The following is a 16,394-nucleotide window of genomic DNA, read 5'->3' on the forward strand; positions in this document are numbered from 1 at the left end:
CCGAGGCAACCGGTCAGGCCTTCTTTTCCTTGAACTCCGCCAGTTGCCCGTTGCCGGTCGGCGAGGTCTTGGACATGGTCTTCTCGCAAGTACCCTTGGGTACCATCGACCAGGCATTGCCCTGATAGTCGGTCTTCGAGGTTCCGGCGCAGGTGGTGCCGGCGCCCGCCTTGCAGTCGTTCTTGCCCTTCAATGCCACGCCGTAGCACTTTTCGGTCTCCGCCTTCATGGCGCCGCCATGCGAAGCGGCAATGGCGGGCGCGGCGGCGATGCCCATGGCGGCACCGAAGGCAAGCGCGAGGGAAGCGGCGGAAAGGGTTTTGTTCATGATGATCTCCTTGATGGACTGGGGGATGCGGATTGCTCCGTGCAGGCGCGAAAGCCGCCCTGCTGCTCCGTGAGTCGGGCAGGAAATGGAATCCTTACAGCTTCAAGTATTATTTCGGCGGGGCCGGTCCGGGCGGCGTCGGCCGGGTCGCCGGCTGCGGGTGGGAGCTGTCCCGCAAGGCCGGAGGAGCTACGGGACGCGTGCGGGGTACATGGGCACGGCGCCCTTGAAAGTCGGCGCTGGCAATACGGCGATTGGTAGCGGGGATGGCGGCGGGAGGCGGCGATGGCGGGCTAACCGCCCCGGGCGATACTCGTCGATCCTGGTCGCGCTCCCCCTCAGGCTGGGAAGAGACACTCAGAATTTCGGGGTGACTGACGCCTAGGTGCCCCGAGGATACATCCGCCATCCTGATCTCATTGCCGTAGAGCTGCCGTTCACCCCTGCACACCCGCATAGGCACCCACTGGAGGAACGGCGGCAACGATGGCGATGCCTGCCAGTGCGGCCCAGGCAGTGATGAAGACACGGCCCGTGGCCCGGGACCAAATGCAGGGGCTGCACGCTCAGTTAGCTAGCGCGGCCGTTGGCCCTCCATCCTCTCGTCCGCGCGGCGAGGCGGCACCACCAGTGACGCGTGGTCCTTGACGACTGGCCACGCGATATTCATCGCCATGATGTTCTTGACGGCCTTGTGTCCGAACTCGTTGGGGTGGATTGTGCCCGTCGCCTTGTCCGGTCCGGTGTTTTCGATGGTCGCAGCTTCCCGTTCCCGGCGGAACCAGCGCATCCTGGGCTCATGCAGTCGCTCGGCGACGGGGTGCCCCGGCGCGAAATCATCGGCGTCGTAGGGCTCCCAGGCACAGGCTCCATGCGGCTCCATTGCATCGCGGATGCCCCCGATATAGGCCCAGCCGTTGGCCGCGGCAGCCTGCTGCACGGCATTGTTCAACGGCGTCAGCACGTTCCGCGCGGCCCACCGCAACTCCTCCGCATTCGCCTCCAGGCCGCCCGGCGCGAGGTTGGGCGCAATCGAGTTGAGGATCTGCTCGCACTCGGCCAGCCCGCCTCCCAAGGTCATACCCAACAGCGTTCTCGGTGGATGGTCCATCATGCCGAAGTTTGGGTACTCGACAAGATAGACGTTGGGCGCCTGGATTTGCCTGGCCACCAGATCGGCCTTGACCAAGGCGTACGAGTTCCCGATGCCGTTGAGACCGCCGAGCAGGTCGCTCCAGTCGGCTATCCAAGAAAAGAATGAAATCGAGTTTTCGACCTCGGCCCAGTCTCCGGTCTTCACGCCATGCTCGATCTTTTCAAAATTCACAATGTACCGATAGAACCCGTCCCGCATGACTAGGCCTGCCGCAGCGTTGGCGAACCCTGCATCGTTGCCGCCCGCCGTGATGATGAGCGCATCGATCCGACGCTTACCCGCGATGTCCTTCAACTGCTTCAACTGGCCGGGCAAGGGGTCGGCGGCGTCATGGAAGCGAGCGGTCTTGACGCCACCGTAGGGCCCGAGAAGGCCGCTGCTGAGCCTTGCGCCGGACATCGCGAGGTTGACGTAGGTGACGGAGGACTTGTCGCTGCTCTGCTCAAGCTCCAGCGCAAGTTGCGAACTGGCCGTGAAACTCGACCGATGCGAGCGATAGTGCTGCTTATGTGTCGACGAGAACTGACTGAAGTCCGGTAGCCGCGCAGTCATCTTGACAGGTGTGCCAACACCGGCGAGGACGACCGCCGTGTTGTTTTCGACCACGACCTCTGGGTAGTGTCGACCGTCATCAGCCCAGAGGGTGAACGAGAATCCCCTTCTATGTTCGTCGCGAAGTTGAGTGCGTGCCCATTCGCGGTTGGCATGTGTATTCTGACGACCTGCGACAAGTTCCAGATTCGAAACGATCCGTCGCTCCGGTGTGCCTTCGCCAGAACCGTACGAATCGCCGAGCTGCACAATGAACAGATCCTCAACCGATATGACGCGTCGTACGACATCCGACTGTCCGGTGTAGTTATCCACGGCGGTCAGCGTGATCGAGTAGTCCCCCTCGGGCAGGCACACGTCCGTTGTGTAGGGCGCCCCGTGAAGGGTAGGGGGCAGCTCCAGCGGCGGAACAAGCGCAGCCCCTTCGATCTTCCAGCTGGTCTGGCGCATCCGCACGCGCATCCGAGCATATTCGATCGCCGGGTCGGTGACGGGCTCAAAAGCGCCTGAGGCCGGCATGGCAGGGGCGGGCTGCTCGGGACGCAACGGCACGATCGGTGGATAGCTGGTTGCCGAGGTATCCAGAATGACGCGGAACTGTGGGGCGCCGTTCTCGCAGTCGTCCGCGACGCAGGAACAGCCCTGCGGGTTCCACGAGGGCAGGTTGTGCGTGTACTCGAAACTGTTCGGCAGATCGATGATCCCGTTGTTGTTCAGATCGAGTCCGTAGCGCGCGGGACGGCGCCAGGTGAAGGCGGCATCGATCTGACCCGCCGGGGCCCTCTGCCCCCGCTCCTGTGCGTGCTCTCGAGGGATAACGCGTTCCAGTTGCTGCCCGAGCGCGCCGGAAATGGTCACGGCCGTCAGGAACACAGGAAAGCACAGCGGGCTCAGGATGGCTTGCCGGCAAGCTTTGTTCATGAGATCAAAGGATAGGAAATTCAAGCCACATGTGGCAGTACCTTCCACCCTGGTGCATACGTCATTTTCGCCGACGCGTAAACTTTGCGACAGAACCGCACCGTACGCCCACGATCAATCCGAAGCAATAGCTGACCTGCTTGAACCCAGAACTACACTATGACAGAAGCGATATTCGTTGTGCGAAGCAGCATGCACGGCCGAACGGGTACTCTGGCGCATTGAGCGGAAAGCACCGCAATGCAGCATTCCGGCATCAAATGTTTATATGGAGATGGCACCGGAGTTTAATTCAGGAGTGGCCCGTCAAAACGAACTCCGCGACCTGGAAACCCATATCTGGAGAGCCATTGGAGGCGATGAATGTGGTGTCGATTTGAGCGACGGGCTAACGAATTCAGCACCGCCGATTCGATGACCGGTTCCGATTAATTGAGCCAAACGAGTGACCAATGGAGAAACGGCGCCACCAGCTGGTCCTTGCCGACTGTACTCGGCGGGACTTCGAAGCTGAATGACCGCTCGCGCTGCATTGCTTACTTCTCGACGCTACGCCCCGCCCGTCGGCGAGGTCCGCTAATGCCGCTTCCGCATAAGCACCCACGACTCCGCTTCAACCCCACCAACCCGCAAGTCATCGACGCACCGCCGCCCTCAATAGTCGGCGCCCCACAGGGACTTCCTTCGGTCGCTGGCGACACGGCGCTATTCGCCCTGTTTCGGCAGGATCAAGTATGAGTGCGGCCGCTACTTGCCCGCCCTGCGGCAGGACGTGGTTGCAAATTCCGCAGCGCCGGATTCGCCGCCAGCAGCCACGCCCACCCACGAACGCCCCCCGTAGAACTACTTATTGCATCGCAGCAAGCAAGCGCTATGATGTTCATGTTTGCTTTTGGAGCACCCCCATGAACGCGTTCCAGCCCGCCAATTCGGAGTACATCGAGAATCGCACCTTCGACGAGATCAGCGTCGGCGACAGCGCGACCCTGGTGCGCACGCTGCGCCACGAGGACATCCAGATGTACGCCATCATGTCGGGGGACATCAATCCCTCGCACGTCGATCCGGAATACGCGAATTCGTCGATGCTGCGCGAGGTGATCGCCCACGGCATGTGGGGTGGCGCGCTGATTTCCAACGTGCTGGGAACCCAGTTTCCCGGCCCGGGCACGGTCTACAAGGATCAGACGCTGCACTTCGCGCAGCCGGTGCGGGTCGGCGATACGCTGACGGTGACCGTCACCTGCGAGAAGAAATTCCCGCGCAACCACCACATGGTGTTCGACTGCCTCTGCGTCAATCAGGACGGACAGAAGGTCATCACCGGCACGGCGGAAGTGCTGGCGCCGACCGAGAAGGTCAAGCGCCTCAAGGCCAACCTGCCCGATTTCAAGCTGTCGGAAACGCGCAAGGCGCGCTTCGAGCACCTGCTGGAAATCATGCGCGGCCTGACGCCGATCTCGATGGCGGTGGCCCACCCCTGCGATACCGAGTCGCTGCGGGGCGCGCTGCTGGCGCGAGATCGCGGCCTGATCGTGCCGACCCTGGTCGGGCCCGAGGAGAAAATCCGCCAGATCGCCGAAGCCAACGCGCTCGACCTGTACGGCTGCACCCTGATCAACGTCGCCCACAGCCATGCGGCCGCCGAAGTGGCGGTGTCGCTGGCACGCGAAGGCCAGGTCGAAGCGCTGATGAAGGGCTCGCTGCACACCGACGAACTGATGAGCGAAGTGGTGGACAAGGCGACCGGCCTGCGCACCGAACGGCGCATCAGCCATGTGTTCCTGATGGACGTGCCGACCTATCCGCGCCTGCTGTTCATCACCGACGCGGCGGTCAACGTCGCGCCCGACCTGGAAACCAAGGTCGACATCGTGCAGAACGCCATCGACCTGGCGCGCATGCTGAAGATCGCCGATCCCAAGGTGGCGATCCTCGCCGCGGTGGAAACCGTCAACCTCAAGATGCAGGCCACGCTCGACGCCGCCGCGCTGTGCAAGATGGCCGACCGCGGCCAGATCACCGGCGGCCTGCTTGACGGCCCGTTGGCCTTCGACAACGCGATCTCGGTGGTCGCCGCGCGCACCAAGGGCATCAAGTCGGCGGTGGCCGGCCAGGCCGACATCCTGCTGGTGCCGGACATCGAATCGGGCAACATGCTGGCCAAGCAACTGGAATACCTCGCCGATGCGCTGACCTCGGGCATCGTGCTCGGCGCCCGGGTGCCGATCGTGCTCACCAGCCGCGCCGACTCCGCCGAAACCCGCACCGCCTCCACCGCGGTGGCGATGGTCATGGCCCACGCCAAGCGCAAGAAGGCTTGACGCCCATGGTTTCGACGAGCCACACAACTGCATGACAAATCGCACTTCCGTCACGCAGCGGGCTAGAAAATGGGCCCGCCCCTCCCATCCTCCCCTCGCGGGGAGGCTACTGATCGGCTCGCTGCGCTCGATGATGGCTTGGCGCGCCGATCAGTTTCCCTCACCTCGACTAGCGGCAACCCACCATGGCTGATGGAATCCTGACCCTCAACGCCGGATCGTCCTCGATCAAGTTCGCGCTGTTCGCGCGGGAAGCCACCATTCCGCGGCAGCCGGTGCTGGTCGGCCAGATCGACGGCATCGGCGCCGCCGGCCAGGCGGCGCACCTGAAGGCAAAGGATGCCGCGGGCAGGACCCTGGACGACGCCGACCTCGACCTCGACGGCCCGGCCCTGACGCCGCACCAGGCGGCGTTGCGCCACCTCGTCGGCTGGCTGCACCGACACGAGGCCGGCTGGCGCATCGCCGGCGTCGGCCACCGCGTGGTGCATGGCGCGCAGCAGTTCTCCAGGCCGGTGGTGCTCGACGACGCGATGATCGCCGCGCTGCGCGGCTTCATCCCGCTGGCGCCTCTGCACCAGCCGCACAACCTGGCAGGCATCGACGCGATGCGTTCGGCATCGCCCGGCCTGCCCCAGGTGGCCTGCTTCGATACCGCCTTCCACCGCAGCCAGCCGGAGGTGGCGCAACTCTTCGCGCTGCCGCGCGCGATCACCGCCGAAGGCGTGAGGCGCTATGGCTTCCATGGCCTGTCCTACGAATACATCGCCGACGTGCTGCCGCAACACCTCGGCGACGAACGCGCCGATGGTCGCGTGGTCGTCGCCCACCTCGGCAACGGCGCCTCGATGTGCGCCATGCGGGGACGCCGCAGCCAGGCCTCGACCATGGGCTTCACCGCCGTCGATGGCCTGATGATGGGCACCCGCACCGGCAACCTCGATCCCGGCGTGCTGCTCTATCTGATGGATTACCGCAAGATGGACGTCGCCGCGCTGACCCGGCTGCTCTACAAGGAATCCGGCCTGCTCGGCGTTTCCGGCATCAGCCAGGACATGCGCGTGCTGCTGGATTCCCCGGCGCCGGAGGCGCGCGAGGCGGTGGACCTGTTCTGCTATCGCATCGTGCGCGAAATCGGTTCGCTGGCCGCGGCGCTGGGCGGTCTGGATGCGCTGGTGTTCACCGGCGGCATCGGCGAACACGGTGCGCCGGTGCGCGAACGCGTCTGCGCCAGCCTCGGCTGGCTCGGAATCGAACTGGATGGGCCGGCAAACGCCGCCAACGCGGCGAAAATTTCGGCGACAAGCAGCCGGGTTGATGCTTGCGTGATACCCACCAACGAGGAATGGATAATCGCGCGCCACACGGCGGGCCTCATCGGCTGAGCAGGTACTTTCGCGTTTTTCCAGGCCTGTGGCGTCTGTCAACCCCCTTCATGGGATGCCAGCCGGCCCTCAAGCAATAAGCGGCCCAAACCGGCTTCAGCCCATGCCTTGAAAAGCAGCGCCATCCCGCTGTTTTTCTTCCAATTTCACACCAACAAAACATACTATATCTAGTAGGGCGCACCCGGCAGTCGCACTAGGCGTTTTCGTAATTCATTGTTTTTGTTTGATAAAAAATTTTCCACTTTTCACGAACGAGAGCCGGGGTTATGCTTCGGCGCTCACTGGAACCTTAATCGGAACTGCCATTCGGAAGAGACCATGACCACGACAATAAATAATACTGAGGAATCATCAAGCTACGAGTACACCGGGCAAATGGACCTGCCCCTGCCGCAAGAAATTTCAGGCGAAGTCCTGGTCGAGAAGTACGCCAAGGGCACTGAACGCGACGTTCGCGATGTCCGCAGCCGCGTTGCCCGCGCCCTGGCCTCGATCGAAACCGAAGACAAGCGCGCGCAATGGGAAGCGCGCTTCCTCGAAGCCCAGGAAAACGGTTTCGTCCCCGCCGGTCGCATCAACTCCGCCGCCGGCACCGACCTTTGCGCCACGCTGATCAACTGCTTCGTGCAGCCGGTGGGCGATTCGATCTCCGAGGTCGTCGACGGCCGTCCCGGCATCTACACTGCACTGCTGCAGGCCGCCGAGACCATGCGCCGCGGCGGCGGCGTCGGCTACGACTTCTCCTCGATCCGCCCGATCGGCGCCCACGTCAAGGGCACCCAGTCGCGCGCCTCCGGCCCCGTCTCCTACATGCGCGTCTTCGACCGCTCCTGCGAGACCGTCGAATCGGCCGGCAGCCGCCGCGGCGCGCAAATGGGCGTACTGCGCTGCGACCATCCGGACATCGAGGAATTCATCCACGCCAAGGACGCCGGCGACCTGACCAACTTCAACATCTCGGTCGGCGTCACCGATCCCTTCATGCAGGCCGTGGAAGCCGACGGCGACATCGAACTGACCCACCGCGCCACGCCCTCCGCCGACATCAAGGCCGCCGGCGCCTACCAGCGCGGCGACGGCCAGTGGGTCTATCGCAAGGTGCGCGCGCGCGACCTGTGGGAGCAAATCATGCGCTCCACCTACGATCACGCCGAACCGGGCATCCTGTTCCTCGATCGCATGAACAAGGACAACAACCTCTACTACTGCGAGACCATCGAGGCCACCAACCCCTGCGCCGAACAGCCGCTGCCGCCCTACGGCTGCTGCTGCCTCGGCTCGATCAACCTGACGCTGTTCGTCAGGGAAGCCTTCGGCAAGACGCCCAGCTTCGACTTCGCCGCCTTCGGCCGCGTCATCGACACCTCGGTGCGCATGCTCGACAACGTGCTCGACGCCACGCACTGGCCGCTCGAACAGCAACTCAAGGAGGCGCAGAACAAGCGCCGCGTCGGGCTCGGCTTCACCGGCCTCGGCGACGCGCTGATCATGCTCAAGCTGCGCTACGACAGCGACGCCGCGCGCGCCATGGCGACCCGGATCTCCGAATACATGCGCGACCGTTCCTACCTGTATTCGGTGGAGCTGGCCAAGGAACGCGGCGCCTTCCCGCTGTTCAACGCCGACATGTACCTGTCCGGCGGCAACTTCGCCTCGCGCCTGCCGCAGGAGATCAAGGACGCGATCCGCAAGCACGGCCTGCGCAACTCGCACCTGCTGTCGATCGCCCCCACCGGCACCATCAGCCTCGCCTTCGCCGACAACGCCAGCAACGGCATCGAGCCGCCCTTCTCCTGGACCTACACGCGCAAGAAGCGCATGGCCGACGGCACCTTCAAGGAGTATGCGGTCGAGGACTACGCCTGGCGCCTTTACAAGCATCAGGGTGGCGATATCTCGAAGCTCCCGGACTACTTCGTCACCGCGCTGGAAATCTCGGCCCAGGCGCACGAGCGCATGGTCGCCGCGGTCGCCCCCTACGTCGACACCTCGATCTCGAAGACGGTGAATGTTCCCGCCGACTATCCCTACGAGGATTTCGAGGACCTCTACATGGTGGCCTGGAAATCCGGCCTCAAGGGTCTTGCCACCTACCGTCCCAACTCCGTACTCGGCAGCGTGCTGTCGGTGACGCCGACCGCCTCGGAAACCGCGCAAAAGCAGCCGCAGGACGTCACCATCGACCACGCCAACCGGCGCCTGTCGATCGGTGCCCTGCCGGCCCCGGTGCTTGCTTCCCTGCGCTGGCCCGGCCGGCCGCGCATGGCGGACGGCAATGCCGCCTGGACCTACATGATCGAGGCGCCGCACGGCGAGTTCGCCCTCTTCGTCGGCCAGATCGAGAACGACCTGGGCCGCGACGTACCCTTCGAAGTCTGGGTCAATGGCGCCGAGCAGCCGCGCGGCATCGGCGCCGTGGCCAAGACCCTGTCGATGGACATGCGCGCCAACGACAAGGCCTGGCTCAAGCTCAAGCTCGACGCGCTGGCCCGCACCCCTGACGACGATTCCTTCGAACTGCCGATGCCGCCCAACGGCGAGCGCAAGCTGGTCCCCGGCGTGGTGTCCGCGCTAGCCCAGGTGGTGCGCTACCGCTGCGAGAAACTCGGCGCGCTGGAAGGCACCGAAGCCACGCCCGTGATCGACTGCATGTTCAGCCGCGACGAACCCAAGACCGGCACCGACGGCACGCTGTCATGGACGGTGGACGTGGTGAATCCGGCGGCCAGCGAGGAATTCGTGCTCGGCCTCAAGGAAATCACCCTGCCCGACGGCGTCACGCGGCCCTACTCGGTGTGGCTCTCCGGCCATTATCCGCGCGCGCTGGATGGCCTGACGCGCCTGCTCTCGCTCGACATGCGCGTGCTCGATCCGGCCTGGATCGGCATGAAGCTCCGCAAGCTGCTGAACTACGCCGAACCGCTGGGCGATTTCATGGCCCGCGTCCCCGGCTCCAGCAAGCAACAAAACTGGCCCTCGACCGTGGCCTACATCGCGCGCCTGATCATGCACCGCTACGCCATGCTCGGCATCCTCGACGAGAACGGCTACCCGACGCGCGAAATGGGCATCCTCGAAGTCCCCGAGCAGAAGAGCGGCGGCGTCAAGGTGATGCAGGGCTCGCTGTGCAGCGAGTGCGGCAATTACACCGTCATCCGCAAGGACGGCTGCGATTTCTGCTCCGCCTGCGGCGCGGTGGGAAGTTGCGGCTGAGCGACCCGGAGCGCTTTCGTTTCACCGAAGCCCCGGAGCCGCAATGCGGCCGGGGCTTTTTTTCGCCGTGTCGCCAGCGCCGACTCTTGTACTGCTCAGCTCCGCCGCGAGGCGACGAAGATGCCGGCGACGATCAGCAGGAAGGCCAGCCCGTGGTAAGCCTCGGGCCATTCGCCGATGACCAGAACCGAGAGCACGGCGGCGATCAGCGGTGTCAGGTTGTAGAAGATCGCCGCCATCGCCGGCCCTGCCTCCGCTACCGCCAGTCCCCATGAGCGGTAGGCGATGACCGATGGACCGACGGCGATGAAGACGATGGTGGCGACCAATCGCCAGTTCCAGTCGGGCGTCATCGAGGGTGCGACGGCTTCGCCGATGCCGGCGGCGGCGAAGCCGATGACCACGCCGAACAGGCATTGCGCGAACAGGAACTCGGCCCAGTTCCAGTCCGGCCGCGCGGCGCCGCTCATGTGCGCCGGCGGCCGCGCCAGCATCCAGCTGTAGACCGCCCAGCCGATGATGGCCAGCACCATCAGCAGGTCACCCTCGACCGGCTGGATGCGCAGCAGGACATCCGGGTCGCCACGCGACAACACCGTCAGCACGCCGGCCAGCGAGAGCATGGCACCGAACGATTGCGGCCGCGTCGGATGCACGCGGTAGAAGAGCGCGCCGACAATCATCGACCACAGCGGCAGGCTGGCGGCGATCAGCGTCACGTTGAGCGGCGTGCTGGTGCGCAGGGCCACGTATTGCAGGCCGTTGTAGGCGCCGACGCCGATCAGGCCGAGGGTGCCGAGATGGACCCAGCGTGCGCCGATCCTGGCGCGCGCCTCGGCGGTCGCCAATACCTTCCAGCCCAGCGGCAGCAGGATCAGCAGCGCCAGCCCCCAGCGCAGGGCGTTGAGCCAGAGCGGGCCGATGCTGTTGATCGCCAGCCGGGCGAACACGGCATTGCCCGCCCACAGCAGCGGCGGCAGGATCAGCAGGAGCACCAGGCGCGGGGACAGATGCATGCGGGGTCGGGGCCGTGCCCGCGCCGTCGCCTCAGGCGGCCGCTGCCGCTCGATCGAGCCGCGCGATCCAGTCGAGCACGGCCGCCGTGGTTTCCTCGGGCTTCTCGAAGGGGAACAAGTGCGTACCCTCGATCCAGCTGATGCGCCCCTGTGTCAGCTTATGCGTCGCCGCGAGGCCTACCTGCCCCACCTCGCGCGACCGCGTGCCGGCGATGAAGGCGATCGGCCCGCCCGGCGGATGCGTGCGCAGGTAAGGCACCAGGCGATGCGGTACCGTGGAGTAGATGCTGGCCTCGATGTCGGGGCGGAACTTGAGGCGTCGCGCGGCACCGGCGGCATCGGCCGGATCGGGCTCGGTGCCGTGGCGCACGTAGTCATCCAGCATCGCCGGATGCCAGCGCGCGAACATCGGCTTGGCGGCGAAATGACTATGGACTTCGCCTAGATCGGACCAGCGATCGCGGCGGCGCAACGCGCCGGCGGCCGGAGAGACGCGCGGCATCTGGCCGGCGGCCTTGACCACGCTGATCAGGCCGGACTTCCAGCCGTGGATGATCGGCGCGTCGAGCACGATGACGCCGCGTACCCGGCGCGGCCGCTGGCCGGCGGCGAGCAGGCTGAGGTAGCCGCCCATCGAGTGGCCGACCAGCCACAGGCGGGGTTCCGCAAGGCCGTCGATCAGCGTCGTCAGTTGCTGCGTCATGCCCTGCCAGCGCCGGTCGACGGGAAACTGCGCGTCATGGCCGAAATGCTCGACGGCGGCGACCTCGTGGCCGGCGGCGCGCCAGCCATCGAACAGGCGTTGATAGGTGGAAGCGCAATAGCTGTTGGCGTGCGAAAAAACGATCATGGCATGGCTCGGATCATGCGGATGTGGCAAGCGGATTCAAACTCATGCCGGCCGCCAGGGCGCGCTTTTGCGCCGCGCTGAGCTGCTTGATGCTGTGTTCGGCCTTCGACGCCGCCGAGCGGTCGGCATGGGCCTCGGCGGCCAGCATGCGCAGCGGCGGATGCGCCCGCGTGTAGTGCCCGCCGCGCCCTTCGCGGTGGGCGGCGAAGCGCGCCGCCAGGTCCACCGTGATGCCGGTGTACAGGCTGCCATCGACGCATTCGATCAGGTACACGAACCAGGTTTTTGGCGCGGCCATGGAGTTAGCGGGAAACAATTCGTTCGGAGCAGCGGGTGGTAGCCGAGCGAAGCGAGCTGACCAGAAGCCTCCCCGCGAGGGGGCGAGGCGGCAACTCGCGACGCATGCGTCGCGCCGCCGCAGCCGGCTGGCTGTGCAAAGCCAGCCGTGGGCCGCGCAGCGGATGGGTGGGGCGGGCCACTATTTCGCTTTTCGCGTGTTTCATCATCGGCGGGTGTCTCCCACTGCCATGAGCGTCACGTCAGCAGCGGATGCATCCAGACGAACAGCACCTGTCCCTGGGCGTCGGCCAGGCGCGCCAGGTCCGCCAGGTCGAGGACCAGTGCCAGCACCTCCTCGGGATCCCAGTGCTCCATCTCGAAATCCTCCGTGGCCGCCAGTTCGGCGGCGACGAGTTCCAGTGCCTCCTCCTCCAGCGTCGCCAGCCGCTCGGTGGCTTCATCGGCCAGGCGCAGCACCACCGCCCCCTCGCCGCCGACATGGACCGGCTCATAGGTGCTGATCGCCAGGTCGAACTCCTCGCCGGTAAGCAGGCAGTGCAGCGTGGCGATCTTGGCGGTGTCGATGCCGCGCCGCTCGATGCCGCTCCACTCTTCCAGCGGACGCAGGGATTCGCCGATGGCGACACATTCGTCTTCCTCGGCGGCAACGATTTGCGTGAGTATTCCCAAGCCTTAACTCCTTTGTACGAGGCCCGCGGATCATAGCGGAAACCACCCACCATGCCGAAACCTGCGGCGATCAGCGCCGCCGCCGGCCCGCCTTCAGGGCGACCACCGCGGGCAGGCCCAGCGCCAGCCGCGAAAGGCGATCCGCCTCGGCGTTGCGATGGCGCGGAATCCAGACCAACTCCACGTCCACGAATGGCCGCAGGAGCTCGCCGGCCCGCAGCGCGAGCAATGACAGGCGCTCGATCCGCGTCGCCGCGGGCACGCGCGCATAACGCAGCGCGACATCGCTGTCGCTATGCAACCGCAGGCGGCAGACGCCCGCCGCAGCCGCCAGTTCCAGCGCGGCGCACAGCGCATGCAGTTCGGCTTCGTTGTTGCAGCCGTGAGCGCCGGTCAGCGATGAGTTTTCCTTCCGGGTCCCGTCCGGGGCGACGAGGACCACGCCGATGCCGATCTTCCCCGGATTGGGCAGCGCCGACCCATCGCACCAGGCCTGCCAGAGCGGCTCGATGTCGGGCCTTAGAAAAGACTGCCGACCACGAAGCGATCGCGCGCCGCGAGCTTTTCGAGGCCCTTCACCACTTCCAGCGAAGCGCCCCACTTCACGATGTGGGCGAGAAAAGTGGTCATGGCCTGCGACAGCGCGTAGCCGGTCTCCTTCCAGTCGCGGCGGAACTCGTCGAATCCCACGGTCTTGGCCGAGAGTCGGCCGCTCCTCATCGGCACCAGGGTAACGCTGTCGCCCCGGTTGCGAATCACGATCGCGGTAGTTCGTTTGCCGTTGATGACGACCACATGCGCCTCCCTTGCCTATCCGACGGGGCAAGCCTATCCGCCGTGACCGGCGCACGAGCCACGGAAAAAACCGTCTTTTCGGGGCCAGCTTTCAGGCCTTGGCTTCGAGCGCTTCCCAGCGCTGCAATGCGGCGTCGATTTCGGCATCGACGGCGGCAAGCCGGTCCTGTGCCTGACGCTGCAAATCAGCGGCTTCCAGATAGAAGGACGGATCGGCGAGGCGGCCGTGCAGCGCGGCCTGCTCGGCTTCCAGTGCGGCTATGCGCGCGGGCAATTGATCGAGTTCGCGCTGCTCCTTGAAGCTGAGCCTCTTGCCCGCTGCCGGCTTTGCCGGCGCCGTGTCGCCGGCGCCGACTCTTGCGGTACCGCGAAGGTCGGGACCTCCGGTGGCATCGAAACGCGCCGCCACCGCCGCCGGCCGCTGCCGCAGCCAGTCGCTGTAGCCGCCGACATATTCCTTCCACCGGCCGCCGCCTTCGGCCGCGATGGTCTGCGTCACCACGTTGTCGAGGAAGGCGCGATCGTGACTGACGAGGAAGACCGTGCCGCTGTAGTCCTGCAGCAGGGCTTCGAGCAGTTCCAGGGTTTCGATGTCGAGATCATTGGTCGGCTCGTCGAGCACCAGCACGTTGGCCGGGCGCGCGAAGAGGCGCGCCAGCAGCAGGCGGTTGCGCTCGCCGCCGGAGAGCGACTTGACCGGCGAGCGGGCGCGCTGCGGCGCGAACAGGAAGTCTTCGAGATAGCCGATCACGTGCTTCTTCGAACCGCCGATCTCGACGTAGTCGGAGCCGGGGCTGATGATCTCGCACAGCGGAGCCTCGGGATCGAGCTGGCTGCGGAACTGGTCGAAATAGGCGACCTCGATCCTGCTGCCCAGGCGTACCTGTCCGGCGTCCGGCTGCAGTTCGCCGAGGATCAGGCGCAGCAGCGTGGTCTTGCCGGTGCCGTTGGCCCCGACCAGGCCGACCTTGTCGCCGCGCTGGATGCGGCAGGAAAAGTCCTTGACCACGGTCTTGGCGCCCGCTGTTGTCACATAGCGCTTCGAGACATCCTCAAGTTCGGCCACCAGCTTGCCGGAAGCATCGCCACGCACCACCTTGAAGTCCACCTTGCCCAGTTGCTCGCGCCGCGCCGCCCGCGCCGCACGCAGCTGTTCCAGGCGCTGGACGCGACCGACGCTGCGCGTGCGCCGCGCCTCGACGCCCTTGCGGATCCAGACCTCCTCCTGCGCCAGCATCTTGTCGGCACGCGCATTGGCCAGCGCCTCTTCGTTGAGCATGAATTCCTTGCGTTCCTGGTAGGCGGCGAAACGCCCTGGAAACGAGACCAGCTTGCCGCGATCCAGCTCGACGATGCGCGTCGCCACGCCGTCGAGGAAGATCCGATCGTGGGTGATCACCATGATTGCGCCGGCATAGCCGCGCAGCAGGTCCTCCAGCCAGAGGATGCCGTCGACATCGAGGTGGTTGGTCGGTTCGTCGAGCAGCAGCAGGTCCGGCTCCGCCACCAGCGCGCGGGCCAGCGCGACGCGCTTCTTGCCGCCGCCGGAGAGCGCGTCGACGCGCGCATCGCCGTCCAGCGCCAGGCGCGATATGGCCTGCTCGACGCGCGAATTCAGGGTCCAGCCGTCGTTGGCTTCGAGTTGCGCCTGCAGATGCTCCAGGCGATCCAGGGTCGCCGTGTCACCAGCGCCGACTTTATGGGTGACCTCATGGTATTCGGCCAGTACCCGCGCCACCTCGCCCAGGCCCGCGGCGACAGCATCGAACACCGTGTCGTGGCTGGCGAATTCCGGCTCCTGCGGCACGTAGGCGACCGAGAGGCCGGGCTGGCGCCAGAGCAGGCCGTCGTCGAGCGCGCCGAGTCCGGCAAGCGCCTTGAGCAGGCTCGACTTGCCGCTGCCGTTGCGGCCGATCAGGCCGACGCGCTCGCCGGCATCGATCTGCAGCGCGGCATGGTCGAGCAGTGCCACATGGCCGTAGGCGAGGCAGGCGTTGTCGAGGGTCAGGACGGGCACGGGAAACAAGCCGGGAAAAGGGGGAGCGCGATTATAGGCGCCGACTCCCGCCTCCGCCCGGAGAAGGCATACGCGCTGTTATAGAATTCGGGCCTTGCGCCCTTGTAGCTCAGTGGATAGAGCGACCGCCTCCTAAGCGGTAGGTCTCAGGTTCGATTCCTGACTTGGGCGCCAGAACACCTTAGTCGGGCGTATTATTCGCGCAATGATTGCCGATCTCTCGTCCCTCGAAGAGCAGTTGATCCTGGCCCAAGCCGATTCCCGCGACATGAAGCGCACGGTGATCGCGCTGCGCTCGGAACTCGAAGCGGCGCATGCCGAAATCCATGCGGCGGCGTTGCGCGTTACACAAGCCAATGCGGCCGAAATCGCCCAGCTCAAGACCACGGTAGGTGTCCTGCGCGAAGAACTGGAAGGCGCGCGCACCGAGCGCGAAACCGCGGTCCAGCAGGAACGCGTCGCCGCCAGCCAGGAAATCCAGATGCTCAGGGCCACCGCCGCGGCCTTGCGCGAGGAACTGGAACGATCGCGCGCCGAGCGCGACCATGCGGTGCAGCAGGAGCGCGTCGCCGGGCACAACGAAATGCAGCAGCTGAAAGCCACATCGACGGCGTTGCGCGACGAACTGGAGCGGGCGCGGGCCGATACGGACAATGCCGTACGCACCGCGCTGGTTGGGGCCCAGGGCGAGATCGCGCAACTGCGCCAGACGGTCAGCGGCCTGCGCGAAAACCTCGAGCTGGCACAGATCGACCGTGCCAATGCCATCAGCCGCGAGCGCAGCCTTTTTGCCGACGAAGGCTCCCAGCTGCAGATCACCATCCAGGCCCTGCGCGACCAGGTCGAAAGCTTGCGCCGCAGTTGA

At 65.6% G+C, this 16,394-nt stretch carries 13 protein-coding genes and 1 tRNA gene; 5 read left to right on the plus strand and 9 right to left on the minus strand.

What is annotated here, in order from left to right; genetic code table 11:
• Positions 1–13: 13 nt before the first annotated feature.
• Both J0M27_RS10700 and J0M27_RS10705 read right to left on the minus strand, forming a co-directional pair.
• The gene (locus tag J0M27_RS10700) at positions 14–328 is read right to left on the minus strand and encodes a DUF2282 domain-containing protein (protein ID WP_294991086.1); all 315 of its coding nucleotides are present in this window, start codon (positions 326–328) and stop codon (positions 14–16) included.
• Between the two features lie 574 nt (positions 329–902).
• Positions 903–2,981 carry a hypothetical protein gene (locus J0M27_RS10705; protein WP_294991088.1) on the minus strand — a complete coding sequence of 693 codons (2,079 nt, stop codon included), beginning with the start codon at positions 2,979–2,981 and terminating at the stop codon, positions 903–905.
• 881 nt (positions 2,982–3,862) lie between these two features.
• On the opposite strand from J0M27_RS10705, the gene J0M27_RS10710 reads away from it, so the two are divergent.
• The 3 genes from J0M27_RS10710 to J0M27_RS10720 all read left to right on the plus strand — a co-directional run bounded on the left by J0M27_RS10710 (position 3,863) and on the right by J0M27_RS10720 (position 9,882).
• Positions 3,863–5,281 carry a bifunctional enoyl-CoA hydratase/phosphate acetyltransferase gene (locus J0M27_RS10710; RefSeq protein WP_294991091.1) on the plus strand — a complete coding sequence of 473 codons (1,419 nt, stop codon included), beginning with the start codon at positions 3,863–3,865 and terminating at the stop codon, positions 5,279–5,281.
• Between the two features lie 185 nt (positions 5,282–5,466).
• Complete coding sequence (locus J0M27_RS10715) at positions 5,467–6,666, plus strand: acetate/propionate family kinase (RefSeq protein WP_294991094.1); 1,200 nt, start codon at positions 5,467–5,469, stop codon at positions 6,664–6,666.
• Positions 6,667–7,044: 378 nt separating this feature from the next.
• Positions 7,045–9,882, plus strand: a complete 2,838-nt coding sequence (locus J0M27_RS10720; protein WP_365962590.1) for an adenosylcobalamin-dependent ribonucleoside-diphosphate reductase — start codon at positions 7,045–7,047, stop codon at positions 9,880–9,882.
• Between the two features lie 95 nt (positions 9,883–9,977).
• Here the strand turns inward: J0M27_RS10720 and J0M27_RS10725 are convergent, their stop codons facing one another.
• The 7 genes from J0M27_RS10725 to J0M27_RS10755 form a co-directional block, all read right to left on the minus strand.
• A complete protein-coding gene (locus J0M27_RS10725) occupies positions 9,978–10,898 on the minus strand; it encodes a DMT family transporter (RefSeq protein WP_294991100.1) in 921 nt (306 codons plus the stop codon).
• 31 nt (positions 10,899–10,929) lie between these two features.
• Complete coding sequence (locus J0M27_RS10730) at positions 10,930–11,748, minus strand: alpha/beta hydrolase (protein ID WP_294991103.1); 819 nt, start codon at positions 11,746–11,748, stop codon at positions 10,930–10,932.
• Between the two features lie 13 nt (positions 11,749–11,761).
• Positions 11,762–12,046, minus strand: coding sequence for a GIY-YIG nuclease family protein (locus J0M27_RS10735; RefSeq protein WP_294991106.1), 285 nt, complete (start codon positions 12,044–12,046; stop codon positions 11,762–11,764).
• Between the two features lie 236 nt (positions 12,047–12,282).
• Entirely contained in the window at positions 12,283–12,717 is a 435-nt protein-coding gene (locus tag J0M27_RS10740) for a hypothetical protein (protein ID WP_294991108.1), read from the minus strand.
• Between the two features lie 70 nt (positions 12,718–12,787).
• Positions 12,788–13,318, minus strand: a complete 531-nt coding sequence (locus tag J0M27_RS10745) for a reverse transcriptase-like protein (RefSeq protein WP_294991110.1) — start codon at positions 13,316–13,318, stop codon at positions 12,788–12,790.
• A complete protein-coding gene (locus tag J0M27_RS10750) occupies positions 13,237–13,512 on the minus strand; it encodes a hypothetical protein (protein ID WP_294991113.1) in 276 nt (91 codons plus the stop codon). Before J0M27_RS10750 ends, J0M27_RS10745 begins: the two co-directional genes overlap by 82 nt.
• Before the next feature lie 91 nt (positions 13,513–13,603).
• The gene (locus tag J0M27_RS10755) at positions 13,604–15,529 is read right to left on the minus strand and encodes an ATP-binding cassette domain-containing protein (RefSeq protein WP_294991116.1); all 1,926 of its coding nucleotides are present in this window, start codon (positions 15,527–15,529) and stop codon (positions 13,604–13,606) included.
• Between the two features lie 98 nt (positions 15,530–15,627).
• On the opposite strand from J0M27_RS10755, the gene J0M27_RS10760 reads away from it, so the two are divergent.
• Together J0M27_RS10760 and J0M27_RS10765 are read left to right on the plus strand one after the other, a co-directional pair.
• Positions 15,628–15,703 (plus strand) — tRNA-Arg (locus J0M27_RS10760).
• Between the two features lie 31 nt (positions 15,704–15,734).
• The gene (locus tag J0M27_RS10765) at positions 15,735–16,394 is read left to right on the plus strand and encodes a hypothetical protein (RefSeq protein ID WP_294991119.1); all 660 of its coding nucleotides are present in this window, start codon (positions 15,735–15,737) and stop codon (positions 16,392–16,394) included.

The sequence above is a fragment of the Sulfuritalea sp. genome (genome assembly GCF_017302275.1).
Classification (GTDB): Bacteria; Pseudomonadota; Gammaproteobacteria; order Burkholderiales; family Rhodocyclaceae; genus Sulfuritalea.